General features: G+C 65.5%; 14 protein-coding genes. 5 read left to right on the top strand and 9 right to left on the bottom strand.

Annotated elements, in window-relative coordinates; genetic code table 11:
• Positions 1-5: 5 nt before the first annotated feature.
• Positions 6-998, top strand: coding sequence for an NAD(P)H-quinone oxidoreductase (locus tag RBB18_RS17955; RefSeq protein WP_306111556.1), 993 nt, complete (start codon positions 6-8; stop codon positions 996-998).
• Positions 999-1,022: 24 nt separating this feature from the next.
• Here RBB18_RS17955 and RBB18_RS17950 read toward each other — a convergent pair whose 3' ends face one another.
• The 5 genes from RBB18_RS17950 to RBB18_RS17930 are packed head-to-tail and all read right to left on the bottom strand — an operon-like array spanning position 1,023 to position 5,815.
• A complete protein-coding gene (locus tag RBB18_RS17950; RefSeq protein WP_306111555.1) occupies positions 1,023-2,501 on the bottom strand; it encodes an aldehyde dehydrogenase in 1,479 nt (492 codons plus the stop codon).
• A gap of 8 nt (positions 2,502-2,509) precedes the next feature.
• Positions 2,510-3,544, bottom strand: coding sequence for an LLM class flavin-dependent oxidoreductase (locus RBB18_RS17945; RefSeq protein ID WP_306111554.1), 1,035 nt, complete (start codon positions 3,542-3,544; stop codon positions 2,510-2,512).
• A 3-nt stretch (positions 3,545-3,547) separates the two neighbouring features.
• Positions 3,548-4,459, bottom strand: a complete 912-nt coding sequence (locus tag RBB18_RS17940) for a flavin reductase family protein (RefSeq protein WP_103764444.1) — start codon at positions 4,457-4,459, stop codon at positions 3,548-3,550.
• On the bottom strand, positions 4,456-5,244 hold the full coding sequence (locus RBB18_RS17935) for an alpha/beta fold hydrolase (RefSeq protein ID WP_103764409.1): 789 nt from the start codon (positions 5,242-5,244) through the stop codon (positions 4,456-4,458). Before RBB18_RS17935 ends, RBB18_RS17940 begins: the two co-directional genes overlap by 4 nt.
• Positions 5,216-5,815 carry an amino acid synthesis family protein gene (locus RBB18_RS17930; RefSeq protein WP_103764410.1) on the bottom strand — a complete coding sequence of 200 codons (600 nt, stop codon included), beginning with the start codon at positions 5,813-5,815 and terminating at the stop codon, positions 5,216-5,218. Before RBB18_RS17930 ends, RBB18_RS17935 begins: the two co-directional genes overlap by 29 nt.
• Positions 5,816-5,920: 105 nt before the next feature.
• On the opposite strand from RBB18_RS17930, the gene RBB18_RS17925 reads away from it, so the two are divergent.
• The gene (locus RBB18_RS17925) at positions 5,921-6,781 is read left to right on the top strand and encodes a LysR family transcriptional regulator (protein ID WP_306111553.1); all 861 of its coding nucleotides are present in this window, start codon (positions 5,921-5,923) and stop codon (positions 6,779-6,781) included.
• A 94-nt stretch (positions 6,782-6,875) separates the two neighbouring features.
• Here the strand turns inward: RBB18_RS17925 and RBB18_RS17920 are convergent, their stop codons facing one another.
• Genes RBB18_RS17920 through RBB18_RS17905 form a run of 4 tightly spaced genes read right to left on the bottom strand, consistent with a single transcriptional unit; the run spans position 6,876 to position 10,213 of the window.
• A complete protein-coding gene (locus tag RBB18_RS17920) occupies positions 6,876-7,562 on the bottom strand; it encodes an ABC transporter ATP-binding protein (protein ID WP_306111552.1) in 687 nt (228 codons plus the stop codon).
• Positions 7,559-8,308 (bottom strand): ABC transporter ATP-binding protein, encoded by a 750-nt coding sequence (locus RBB18_RS17915; protein WP_306111551.1) that lies wholly within the window; start codon positions 8,306-8,308, stop codon positions 7,559-7,561. Before RBB18_RS17915 ends, RBB18_RS17920 begins: the two co-directional genes overlap by 4 nt.
• The gene (locus tag RBB18_RS17910) at positions 8,301-9,284 is read right to left on the bottom strand and encodes a branched-chain amino acid ABC transporter permease (protein ID WP_103764445.1); all 984 of its coding nucleotides are present in this window, start codon (positions 9,282-9,284) and stop codon (positions 8,301-8,303) included. Before RBB18_RS17910 ends, RBB18_RS17915 begins: the two co-directional genes overlap by 8 nt.
• An 8-nt stretch (positions 9,285-9,292) precedes the next feature.
• Positions 9,293-10,213, bottom strand: a complete 921-nt coding sequence (locus RBB18_RS17905; RefSeq protein WP_274593481.1) for a branched-chain amino acid ABC transporter permease — start codon at positions 10,211-10,213, stop codon at positions 9,293-9,295.
• Positions 10,214-10,471: 258 nt separating this feature from the next.
• Here RBB18_RS17905 and RBB18_RS17900 point away from each other — a divergent pair, with 258 nt between their 5' ends.
• The 3 genes from RBB18_RS17900 to RBB18_RS17890 form a co-directional block, all read left to right on the top strand.
• On the top strand, positions 10,472-10,774 hold the full coding sequence (locus RBB18_RS17900; protein WP_170067250.1) for an STAS domain-containing protein: 303 nt from the start codon (positions 10,472-10,474) through the stop codon (positions 10,772-10,774).
• Entirely contained in the window at positions 10,771-11,133 is a 363-nt protein-coding gene (locus RBB18_RS17895) for a response regulator (protein WP_152473976.1), read from the top strand. Before RBB18_RS17900 ends, RBB18_RS17895 begins: the two co-directional genes overlap by 4 nt.
• Before the next feature lie 15 nt (positions 11,134-11,148).
• Positions 11,149-12,086: Hpt domain-containing protein (locus tag RBB18_RS17890; RefSeq protein WP_306121264.1), on the top strand; the 938-nt coding region annotated here is incomplete at its 3' end.

Here is a 12,086-nt window from a genome sequence, read left to right as displayed (position 1 = left end):
CCTCGATGACCTCGACCATGCAAGCCATCTTCGCCAGCAAGCCCGGCGGCCCCGACGTTCTGCGCCCCCGTGAGGTCCCGGTTCCGCAGCCCGGCCCGGACGAGGTGCTGATCCGCGTCGCCGCCGCCGGTGTGAACCGCCCCGACCTGCTTCAGCGCGAGGGCGCCTATCCCCCGCCACCCGGCGTGACCGAAGTGCTCGGCCTCGAAGTCGCCGGCGAAATCGTGGGCTGCGGCGACGAGGTGCTGTCGTTCTCGCCGGGCGACAAGGTCTGTGCACTGGTGGCGGGCGGCGGCTACGCCGAATACTGCGTCGCCCCGGCGCCACAGGTGCTACCCTGGCCCACCGGCCTGTCGGCAGTCGAGGCCGCAGCCCTGCCCGAAACCTACTTCACCGTCTGGACCAACCTCTTTCGCATCGCGCGCCTTGCCCAGGGCGAAAGCGTTCTGATCCACGGCGGCGCAAGCGGCATCGGCACCACCGCGATCCAGCTCGCGCGCGCCATGGGCGCCACCGTCTACGCCACCGCCGGCACCGACGACAAATGCCAGGCCTGCCGAGATCTCGGCGCCACGGAGGCGATCAATTACAAAACCGCACGCTTCGAGGACAAAATCACCCGCCTCACGGACGGCCGGGGCGTCGATGTCATCCTCGACATGATCTGCGCCGAGTATCTCGACCGCAACCTCGCCTCGCTCGCGGTCTCGGGGCGGCTGGTCGTCATCGCCTTTCTCGGAGGCGGCGAGGCACAGGTCGATATCAAGGCGTTGGTCAGCAAGCGCCAGACCCTGTGCGGCAGCACCTTGCGCCCGCAATCGCCTCAGGAAAAAGGCCTTATCGCGGCCGACCTGTCGGCACAGGTCTGGCCGCTGCTGGAACAGGGCACGGTCCGCCCTCTGATCAACTCCGTCCACCCGCTCGCCCGCGCCTGCGATGCCCATGCCGAGCTTGAGGCAGGCAATCACGTGGGCAAGATCGTCCTGACGGTCGACTGACCACGCGCAGGCGCGCCGAACGCGTCAACGCATCACGAAGGGATTTGCCATCGGGGAGGGGGACGTGTTGATCCACGTCGTCTTGGTGCGCGTGTAGTCATGGATGGCGTCCAGACCCGCCTCGCGCCCATACCCCGAGCGGTCGACCCCTCCGAAGGGCGCGATCGGAGATACGGCGCGATAGGTATTCACCCAACAAATCCCCGCCTTGAGCCGCGATGACACCCGGTGCGCACGCGCCAGGTTCTCGGTGAAAACCCCGGACCCAAGGCCGAAGGGCGTGCCGTTGGCAAGCGCGATGGCGTCTTCCTCGGTGTCGAAGGGCAAGAGCGACATCACAGGGCCGAACATTTCGACCTTCAGCGTCTCAGTCTCCGCATCGGCGCATTCCACAAGCGTCGGCGCCATGTAATTTCCGGGCCGGTCCAACGGCGCACCCCCAAAGCGAATAGTCGCGCCCCCGGCCACAGCCGCAGCAAGGGTCTTTTCGATCTTGTGAACCTGGTCCGTCGTGCAGAGCGGTCCAATCTGCGTTCCGGCGTCGAGCGGGTCGCCGATGACCACCCCTTTCATCTTTTCTTCGATCTTTCCCGCCACCGCATCCAGAACCGAGCGGTGCACCAACCCGCGCGACCCGGCCACGCAGCTTTGGCCGGACGCGCCGAAATTGCCCGCGATCAGTCCGTTCGCGGCACCGTCCAGATCCGCATCCTCGAAAACCAGGATGGGAGATTTGCCGCCAAGTTCCAGCGTCGTGACCGCGAAGTTCTCAGCCGAATTGCGCACCACGTGGCGTGCCGTGTCGGGTCCGCCGGTAAAGGCGATGCGGTCGACATCCGGATGGCGGGTCAGCGGGATGGCACAGTTCTCCGCGTCGCCCGTGATGACCGAGACGACACCCGCAGGAAAGCCGGCGCGCTCAATCAGACGTGCGAATTCGAGCATGGGCGCAGGCGCGGTTTCGGCCGCCTTCAAGACCACGGCACAGCCCGCCGCAAGCGCAGGTCCAAGCTTTGTCGCGGTCAGGAACATCTGCGCGTTCCACGGCACGATGGCGGCCACGACACCAATCGGCTCGCGCCGCGTAAACACATGCATGTCGGGTTTGTCGATCGGCAGGACGGCACCTTCGATCTTGTCGGCCAGCCCCGCGTAATAGCGATAGTAATCGCCCACATAGGCAGTCTGGCTCGACGTCTCGGCCAGCAGCTTGCCACTATCGGTGGTCTCGATCCGTCCGATCTCGGCGGCATTTTCCTCGATCAGGTCGGCCAGCCGGTACAGCAGCTTGCCCCGCTGCGTCTGGGTCATGTCGCGCCACACGGGATCGTTCAGCGCGCGGCGGGCCGCAAGGATCGCGCGGTCGACGTCCGATTTCGAGGCGCAGGCGAACGTCGCCCAGTCCTCGCCGGTTGCCGGGTTCTGCGAGGTCATGATCTGGCCGTCGGACCCTTCGGTCCAGGACCCGTCGATGAAAAGCTGGTAGTGCGGTCGGGCGTTCATATCGGTCCTCACGTAAAGGCGGGCATGACATCGTCGATGAAGCGGGTGAGCGACGCGCGTTTACGCTCGAAGCTCATGCCGCTGTCGATCCAGAAGGAATATTCGTCATAGCCAAGGTCCTCGTATTTCCTGATCTTGGCAATGACATCTTCGGCGGTACCGATGGTCAGGTCCCGGGCCATGTTCTCCGGCGCCATCATGGCGTTGCCCGCGATCTCCTCGTCCGAAAGCGGCGCAAGCAGGCCCTGTTCGACGGGGCGCTTGTTCTGGAACCAGGCTCCGAAATAGCAATAGAACCGCGAGAACTCCCGCGCCGCCCGGTCAACGTCATCGGCATCCGCGCCGACATAGGTATGATGCAAGAGCATGACCTTGGGGCGCGGGCCATCGTGGCTCTCGCAGGCCGCGTTGAAGCGGGCCATCAGTGTTTCGATCTCGTCCATCCCCTGCCAGAGTGGCGTCACCTGTATGTTGAACCCGTTGTGCACGCCGAATTCGTGGCTGTTGGGGTCGCGCGCGGCGATCCAGATCGGCGGGCCGCCATCCTGCACCGGCTTGGGCGCGGCGGTTGCGGCGGGGAAGCTGTAGAATTCGCCTTCGTGGGCGCAGTCGCCAGCCCAGAGCTTGGGAAGTAGCGGCGTGCTCTCGCGCATTCTCTGCCCCGCTTCCCAGGCATCCATGCCCGGCATCAGCCGCTCATATTCGTAGGAATAGGCACCGCGGGCAATGCCAAGCTCGATGCGTCCGTCTGTCATCAGGTCCGCCGCCGCGGCCTCGCCGGCCAGCTTGATCGGGTGCCAGAACGGCGCGATGATCGTCCCCGTCCCCAGCTTCACGTTTCGGGTGTGGTGGGACAGGTTGACCAGTGTCGTCAGCGGGTTCGGCGCGATGGTGAATTCCATCCCGTGATGCTCGCCGGTCCATATGGCGCGCATACCGGCCTCGTCCGCCATCTTGCAAAGCGCGATCAGCTCTTCGTTCAGCTGACGGTGTGATTGTTCGGGCGTCAGGCGCTCCATGTGCACGAAAAGAGAAAAATCCATGCGTCAGGTCCTTTCAGGCAAATGGTGAACATCTCCGCGCCGGGCATCGCCAACATAGAGGCCGAAGCTGCGGGTCTCGGCCTCCTCTGCAAAGCGGTGCATCATCTGCGTGATCGCCGCCGTTGCGAAGGTCAGCCCGGGAATGTCGCGGATCGGATGACGGGTGAATGCCGAACCTGCGGCCGAGGCATTCGCCAGGAAATAGGAGCATTGGACATTGCCGTCGTCGAACACCGCGTAGGCAGGCCCCAGGCGGACGGGCTGGCCGCGCGAACCGAGGTTTCCCGCAAGTGTTCGGCGGACATGTTGCCGCTCGGTCGAGATCACCTGTGGCGGGCGATAGCCGGCATCGGTCTTTTCAAGAAGGACCTCATCGCCTTCAGTGATGATCGCCCCCAGCAGGGCCGTGTTGCCCGCAGGGTCGAGCGCGGCGCGCTCAAGGCCGAGGCTGAAGAACTGCCCGCCTGCATATCCAAGGCCGCGTCCGGCGTCGTGATGAAAGGCACGCACCTCGCCGAGCAGGATGGCGTGATCGCCCGCGTCGACCACTTGGTGCGTCGTGCAGGAGAATTGCGCGAGCGCCCCGTCAATTAGGACGTTGCCATGCGGGTCCGCCCGGTGCGGGGTGCGGGCAAAGCGGTCTCCCTTGAAGGTCGCAAAGGTATTGGCCACGTCTTCCTGCCCTTCGGCAAGGACGTTGACGGCAAAGTGCGAACAGCTTGCGAAACTGTCGTAGGACGACAGGAACCTGCCCGGGCAGACCAGCAGGAGCGGCGGATCAAGCGAAACCGAAGAGAACGAATTGGCCGTGAACCCCAGCGGCGTCCCATCCGCCGCCTTGCAGGTCACGACCGTGACGCCGGTCATGAAGCTGCCGAAAGCCCGGCGCAGCGCGCGCGGATCGAGTGCGCTCATGGCCATACCTCCCGCGCGAGGTCGAGCATCGCGGCGTTCACCTCATCGGCATGGGTCATAGGCATCATGTGCGCCGCGCCCTCGACAATCAGTGCACGGCCGCGCGGCGCCAGCACAGCCATGGCGCGCGACATATCAGGCGTGGAATTCGGCTCCAGCGCCCCGGTTGCAAAGAGCGCGGGACAGGCCAGCGACCGCAGTGCCGTCCGGCTCGGTCCCCGGGACTCCGCAAACGCCGTGTAGGCCAGTTTGTAGCCTCGCGGGTCCACATTGCGCAGCCAGGTCTCGCAGGCGGACCGCTCGGGCGAGGCCGCATCGCCGAACCAGCGGTGCAGCGTCGACGACGGATCTGGCGCGCGCGTTTCGTCAAAACTGGCGGCCCGCGCCCGAACCGCCGCATCGGCCTCCGGCGTGCGCTCGAAGACGGCGTTGAGCGCGGCGACCGCGCAGACATGCGACGGCGCGCGTACGGCCACGTCGAGAGCGATCATCGCGCCCATGGAATGTCCCACCAGCATCGCGGCTTGCGGCAAGGTTTCGACCACCGCCAGGGCGGCCTCCACGTAGGTCTCCAATGTCGGCGTTCCGTCCGGGCACTGGCTGCCGCCATGGCCCGGCATGTCCGGTGCGATGACGCGATAGTCGCCCCCCAGCGTGTCGACCTGCGGCCCCCAGGCATCGGCGTTCAGGCCAACCCCGTGCAGCAACACCACGGGGTGCCCCTCGCCGACGTCGATCGCCGACAGGCCGGCAACCTCAGACCGCGGCAGGATTGTCGACGTCATGGCCCAAATCCTTCAGGTCCTGATAGCGATCCCCGATCCGGTGATGCGGCCGGCCGGACAATGCCGCGCCCAGCACGACGATGACCTCGTCATCGCGCGGCGCATCGGGGATTGAGAACTGTATCGTCAGATAGTGCGACCGCCTCCCGGCATCGTTCTTGTCCATCAACGGCACCATGATAGGCGCGTTGGCGGGGCCGCGGGTGTTGGTGAAAGCGAGATAGGACTTGGCCTCTACCGCCTCTCGGAAATGATTGCCGAAGCGCAGCGTGTGGATCAGGCCCGACGCGTGCTCAATCTCTCCATCCAACCCCACGACGGCGGCCTTGCCATAAGCCTCGATCGCGGCGCCGCTGCCGGCAAGGCCGATCATCCTCTCTGTCAACATCTTGCCCAGGACCGGCCCATAGGCCTGTATCTCGGGCTTAAGATCCGGCACGAAACGGCCGGCCCACGGGTTTTTCAGGACAGCGGCAACCGCGAACATGCGCCAGGGCGCCTCGGCCGCACGGAACCCCTCGACAAGAACCTCCTCGTCATAGGTCACTATCTTCCTGATCTCGGGCGTCATCTCATCCTCCGTTCGCTTTGAACCAGAGTTAGAAAATGGCGGATTTTTTGACAAATGATCGATTCATGTGCTTAGGTATTAGCAACACTTATATCTAGCTTGACCATGGCAAAATCCCTTCCTCCTCTCGGCTGGCTGCGCTCTTTCGAGGCCGCGGCGCGTCACCTGAGCTTTACGGCCGCGGCCGAGGAACTGGGCCTGACCCAATCCGCCATAAGCCAGCAGGTGAAGTCCCTGGAGACACGGCTGGGTGTCCCACTTTTCACGCGACGCGCGCGCGGACTTGCCCTGACGGATGTCGGCCGACGTCTGCTGCCCAATGTCGAAGCGCCGCTTCAGGCCTTGGCGACCGCAATGGTTGGTATGGACACGGAACCGCCGGGGGGGATACTTACGATTGCGGCCTCGGTCAGCGTGGCGCAATGGATCATCGCACCGTGGCTGCCGGAGTTTCGTCTCCGCCATCCGACCACCAATATCCGGCTGCTGAGTGCGATCTGGCCGGACGATTATCATTCGTTCCGCGCCGATATCGAGATACGCTTCGGATCAGCACGCCAAGTCGGGCCCGATGCCGACGCCATTTTGCCGAACCGTCTGATTGCCGTGAAATCCCCGAAACTTGCGGGGGGCTTGCAGGACCTGCCCCTTATCGAAGCGGTCGGCACCTCCAGCGGCTGGCAAAGCTGGTCCAAGGCGATCGGGAAGACGCCGCAGCCAGCCCTGCAAACCGATACCTACGGGATGGCACTGCATCTCGCGTCGCTTGGCAATGGCGTCGCATTGGTCAACGAGTGGCTGGCGGGCCACGCGTTGCAAACCGGACTGGTCGAGCGCGCCCACCCCGCGTCGATCCCGGCTCACGAGGGGTATTTCCTGTCGATTGACCAAAGCAAGCCAGCGGCTGCAGAGATGCGCGCATGGCTGATGCAAGGCGATCCCGATCACAGCAGCGTTGTCACATAGGGGCCAGCGAAAAGACGACCGTCAGCGCCATGACCTTGATTGTCCCGACCGACCACGGGCCAACCTGACGACGCCCCCCGCAGCCCTGCGCCGTTCAAACGCCCACGAACCGCTCCGTGATATCCGGCGTCAGCGCGTCCATGTTACCCGCCCACACCGTTTTACCCCGCTCCAGCAGCACAGCGCGGTCCGCCACCTGCGCCAGTTCCTTCACCGACTTGTCGATCACCAGCAGCGCCATACCCGACGCGCCGCGCACCTGTCCCAAAGCCGCCCAGATTTCCGCCCGAACGAGCGGTGCAAGCCCCTCGGTGGCCTCGTCGAGGATCATCAGCCTTGGGTTGGTCATCAGCGCCCGGCCAATCGCCAGCATCTGCTGCTCGCCCCCCGACAGTGACGCCGCCACCTGCCCCGCACGCTCTTCCAGCCGCGGAAACAAGTCCGCCACCCGCGCCCGGTCCCATGGGCCGGGCCGGGCCGCTGCCAACAGGTTCTCCGCAACCGTCAGGTCCCGGAAACACCGCCGCCCCTCCGGCACAAGGCCAATCCCCAGCCGCGCGGCCCGGTGGCTCGGCAGATTGTGCAAATCCTGGCCGTCGAAGCGCAATACACCCAGGCTGGGGATCATCCGGCAGATCGCCCGCACCGTGGTGGTCTTGCCCATCCCGTTGCGCCCCATCAGCGCCACGGCCTCGCCCGCGCCCACCTTTAGGTCCACGCCGAACAGCGCCTGGCTAGCGCCATAGCTTGCCTCCAGCCCTTCGACCTGCAACAGGCTCATGCCTCTTCCCCCAGATAGGCGTCGCGCACCGCCCGGTCCGCCCGGATCTCGGCCACTGTCCCCGTTGCGATGATCCGCCCGTAGACCAGCACACTGATCCGGTCCGCCAGGGCAAAGACCGCGTCCATGTCATGCTCCACCAACAGGATCGGAGCCGTGCCGCGCAATTCGCTCAGGAATCCCGTCATCCGCTTCGAGCCTTCCGCGCCAAGCCCCGCCATCGGCTCGTCCATCACGAAGGCACGCGGGCCAAGGCTCAGCGCCACCGCCACTTCCAACTGCCGCCGCTGCCCGTGCGACAGGTCCGCACACCGCGTCGCCGCCACGTCCTCCAGCCCCACCTGCGCCAGCGCCGCCTCTGCCCTGTCGCGCAAATCGGCCTGGCGCAACGCTGCCCCGAAGAACCGCCAGGGCCGCCCCAAGGCCCCCAGCGCGCCCAGCACCACGTTCTGCAGCACCGTGTCTTCCATCGCCAATTGCGACACCTGGAACGTCCGGCCCAGCCCGGCCCGCGCCCGCGCCGCTGCCCCCGTCCGCGTCACGTCTGTCCCGCCCAGCCACACCTGTCCGGCATCCGGGCGCAAAAGCCCGCAAACCTGCTGGATCAACGTCGACTTGCCCGCGCCATTGGGCCCGATGATGGCGTGAATCTCTCCCGCCTTCAGGTCGAGCGACACGTCCTCGCTCGCCGTCAAAGCGCCGAACCGCTTCGTGATCCCCCGCGTCTCCAGCACCAGCTCAGTCATGCGCGACCGCCCTGCCCGCCAAGAGCCCGACGATGCCACCCCGCGCAAACAGCACGATCAGCAGCAGGATCACCCCCAGCCAGATCAACCAGAACTCCGTCAGCCCGCCCAGCCAATGCTCCAGCACGACGAACACCGCCGCCCCCACCACCGGGCCGAACAGCCGCCCGACGCCGCCAAGGATCACAAGGATGATGATCTCGCCCGAGAACTGCCAGCTGAACATCGTCGGGCTGACAAACCGGTTGAGATCGGCAAAGAGCGCCCCGGCCAGCCCCGTGATCGCGCCCGAAATCACGAAGGCCACCAGCTTCAGACGCATCGGGTTCAGCCCCACCGTCTCCACCCGCACCGGCACCTGCCGTGCCGCGTTCAACGCCAAACCGAAAGGCGACCGCATCAGCCGCGCGTTCAGCCACAGCACCGCGCAGAGGATCGCGAAACAAACCCCGAAGAACTGGATCGGCACCAGCGTGTTCAGCCCCGGAAAGCCGTTGCGCACATAGATCGACAGGCCGTCTTCGCCACCATAGGCGCTCCACGAGATCGCGAAGTAGAAAAACATCTGGCCAAAGGCCAGCGTAATCATGATGAAATAGACCCCGCTCGTGCGCAGGCTCAAAACCCCGATCACCAGCGCCGCCAGTGCCGAGGCCACGACGGCCACCAGCCATATCACCGGCATGCTCTTGGTGCCTTCGATCAGCATCGGCCATTCGGTCACCGCGGTGTAGGTCTGCGCATGATGCGCCAGTATGCCCATCGCATATCCGCCGATGCCAAAGAACACCGCATGCCCCAGGCTGACCAGCCCGCCCAGCCCCAGCGCGATGTTCAGCCCCACCGCGGCCAGCGCCAAAATCGCCACACGGGTCGCCAGCGTGATGGTGAAGGGCTCGTCCGCCACGAGCGCCCAAAGCGGCACCGCAACCAGCCCGGCCAGAACCGCGAAATTGACCCAGAATTCCCGGCTCATGCCCCCAATCATGCCCGCGCTCCGAACAGGCCCGTGGGCCTCCACACCAGCACCGCGCTCATCAGGATGTAGATCGCCATCGACGCCAGCGATGCCCCGACCTGCGTGCCCGCCGCCGGCTCCATGAACAGCTTGAAGAACTCGGGCAGGAATATCCCTCCAAGCGTATCCGTCAGCCCCACCAGGATCGCGCCCACGAAGGCCCCCCTGATCGACCCGATCCCCCCGATCACGATCACCACGAACGCCAGGATCAGGACCGGCTCACCCATGCCCACCTGCACCGACTGGATCGCACCCACCAGCGCGCCCGCAAGCCCCGCCAGCGCCGCGCCCAGCGCAAAGACAAGCGTGTACAGCTTCGAGATGTCCACGCCCAGCGCCGCGATCATCTCCCTATCGTTCTCCCCTGCCCGGATACGGATGCCGATCCGCGTGCGTTCGATCAACAGCCACAGACCCAACGCCACGGCCAGCCCCACGCCGATCAGCGCCAGCCGGTACAGCGGATACTGGATGCCTCCCGGCAGCGTCACCGGCCCCGACAGCGCGTCGGGAATGTCCAGGTACAGCGGGAAAGAGCCAAAGAGGTACCGCGTGCCCTCAGAGAAGATCAGGATCAGCGCGAAAGTGGCCAGCACTTGGTCCAAATGATCGGTCGCGTATAATCGCCGGATCACGGCCACTTCCACGACCGCGCCGACCGCCGCCGCCACGGCCAGCGCCGCGCCCAGCGCCAGCAGGAAGCTCCCCGTCGCCGCCGCCACCGCCGCGGCGGCAAAGGCGCCCACCATGTAAAGCGACCCGTGCGCGAGGTTGATCAGCCCCATCACCCCGAAGATCAGCGTCAGGCCCGCGGCCATCAGGAACAGCATCACCCCGAACTGAAGCCCGTTCAGAACCTGTTCGATGATCAGAATGCTCGACATCCGCGCCGCTTTCCCCTGCCGCTATCCGCTGCCCGATGGCGCGGGGTTAAACCACGCCCGGCGCCCAAGGCCAAGCCCCCGCGGCACGCGCGCACTGCGCGCCCCGATGCGGTACGGCCCGACTCGCGCCGTTCTCCCTTATGCAGAACGGCCGGCCCGGGTTTTCTCCGGAAAACAATCGGTTGCCGCTTAACGCCATTTTAAGCCGGCCCTCCTAGCATCCGGCCAGTAACGCATATGCAGTGTGAAGGGCCCCGCATGACAGAACCAGACACTCCAGCCGATGACGCGCCGCTTGACCTTCCCGAGCGCATGGATTTCGCCGCCTGTGAAACCCTGGCGGCCAGCCTCGATGACCGCCGCGGCGCGCGTCTTTGTCTTCACGCCGGCAATGTCGGCTTTCTCGGCGCCCTTGCGGCCGAGATTCTGCTGCGCGCCCGGCAGGAATGGCAGGCCGACGGCACCGCGTTCGACCTGATCGACCCGTCGCCCGATTTTCTCAAGGGGCTGGCTCTTCTCGGCATCCCCAGAAACGCCCTGGTTCAAGAGGACATCGCATGACCCGCATTCTGGCCGTCGACGATTCGCGCACGATGCGCAGCATGTTGCAACAGGCCCTGACCGGCGCCGGGTTCGAGGTCGAACTCGCCGAGGATGGTGTTGACGGGCTCGAACGTCTCGAAACTGCCGATCCCGACCTGATCATTACCGACATCAACATGCCGCGGCTCGACGGGTTCGGCTTCATCGACGGGGTGCGCAAGGGCGATCGGGTCTCGACCGTGCCGATCCTGGTGCTGACCACCGAAAGCGGCGACGCGCTCAAGCAACGAGCGCGCGACGCCGGTGCCACCGGCTGGATCGTCAAGCCGTTCGACGAGGAGAAACTCGTTCAGATCATCCAGCGTCTCGTCGTCTGAGGAAGGGATAAAGACATGAACGACCTCAACCAGATGTTCTTTCAGGAATGCGACGACCTGCTCGAACAGCTCTCCTCCGGCCTGAACGACCTCGAGGCGGGCGCAGGCGACGAGGAAACCGTCAACAGCATGTTCCGCGCCGTCCACTCGATGAAGGGCGGCGCCGGGGCCTTCGGCCTGGATCAACTCGTCTCCTTCGCCCACGCGTTCGAGAACGTGCTCGACGACATACGCAGCCAAAGGCTGGTGGTGGGCGACAATGTCGTCAACCTCCTGCTGACCGCCAGCGATCACCTCGCCGATCTCGTCGAGGCCGCCAGCCAGGGCACCGAACTGCCGCCCGAACAGGGCGCGTCAATCCTCAGCGACCTCAAACATGTCAGCAATGCCGCCAACGGCACATCCGGCGACGAGCAAGAGACCGTTGAAGAGGTCGACGAAGCCGATTTTCAACCGACGTTCCTCGCGATCGATGGCGACCTGCCCTCGCTCGACGACATGGCGGCCCCCGAGGCGGACGCGCCGGTAACGATCCGGTTCAAGGCCTCGCAACAGCTCTTTGCCAACGGTCACGATCCCGCAATCCTGTTCCGCAGCCTCGAAACGCTCGGCACGCTAGAAATCGAGGCCGATCTCTCCGCGCTCACGCCCCTTCGCGACGGCCCCTGGTCCAAGCCCGCGCTCAGCTGGACGCTGACTTTCACCGCCGACGATTCCGTCGACGAGGCCGCCATTCGCGAGGTCTTCGAATTCGTCGAAGGACTGTGCGAACTCGAGATTTCCGCAGCCGCGACCGGCCCTGGCGGCCTGCCGCCCCTGCCCGCGCCGTCCGATATCCAGCTGCCCCCCGACGCATTGGCCCAAGACACGGGCACGGCAGCTGCAGTGGCGCAACCCACCGGCGACGCTCCGGCGCCCGACCAATCCGATGCAGCGGCGCCCGCCACCAGCGC

The sequence above is a fragment of the Roseovarius sp. MMSF_3298 genome (assembly GCF_030733705.1).
Taxonomy (GTDB): Bacteria; Pseudomonadota; Alphaproteobacteria; order Rhodobacterales; family Rhodobacteraceae; genus Roseovarius; species Roseovarius confluentis.
This window is presented reverse-complemented; position numbering and strand designations above follow the sequence as displayed.

Bases quoted from the DNA above. Each gene is read 5' to 3' on its own strand.
- RBB18_RS17900 (WP_170067250.1), top strand. From the start codon at position 10,472: ATGACAGAACCAGACACTCCAGCCGATGACGCGCCGCTTGACCTTCCC.
- RBB18_RS17915 (WP_306111551.1), bottom strand. From the start codon at position 8,308: ATGACTGAGCTGGTGCTGGAGACGCGGGGGATCACGAAGCGGTTCGGC.
- RBB18_RS17895 (WP_152473976.1), top strand. From the start codon at position 10,771: ATGACCCGCATTCTGGCCGTCGACGATTCGCGCACGATGCGCAGCATG.
- RBB18_RS17930 (WP_103764410.1), bottom strand. From the start codon at position 5,815: ATGACGCCCGAGATCAGGAAGATAGTGACCTATGACGAGGAGGTTCTT.
- RBB18_RS17940 (WP_103764444.1), bottom strand. From the start codon at position 4,459: ATGAGCGCACTCGATCCGCGCGCGCTGCGCCGGGCTTTCGGCAGCTTC.
- RBB18_RS17955 (WP_306111556.1), top strand. From the start codon at position 6: ATGACCTCGACCATGCAAGCCATCTTCGCCAGCAAGCCCGGCGGCCCC.
- RBB18_RS17945 (WP_306111554.1), bottom strand. From the start codon at position 3,544: ATGGATTTTTCTCTTTTCGTGCACATGGAGCGCCTGACGCCCGAACAA.
- RBB18_RS17910 (WP_103764445.1), bottom strand. From the start codon at position 9,284: ATGAGCCGGGAATTCTGGGTCAATTTCGCGGTTCTGGCCGGGCTGGTT.
- RBB18_RS17925 (WP_306111553.1), top strand. From the start codon at position 5,921: ATGGCAAAATCCCTTCCTCCTCTCGGCTGGCTGCGCTCTTTCGAGGCC.
- RBB18_RS17920 (WP_306111552.1), bottom strand. From the start codon at position 7,562: ATGAGCCTGTTGCAGGTCGAAGGGCTGGAGGCAAGCTATGGCGCTAGC.
- RBB18_RS17935 (WP_103764409.1), bottom strand. From the start codon at position 5,244: ATGACGTCGACAATCCTGCCGCGGTCTGAGGTTGCCGGCCTGTCGGCG.
- RBB18_RS17950 (WP_306111555.1), bottom strand. From the start codon at position 2,501: ATGAACGCCCGACCGCACTACCAGCTTTTCATCGACGGGTCCTGGACC.
- RBB18_RS17905 (WP_274593481.1), bottom strand. From the start codon at position 10,213: ATGTCGAGCATTCTGATCATCGAACAGGTTCTGAACGGGCTTCAGTTC.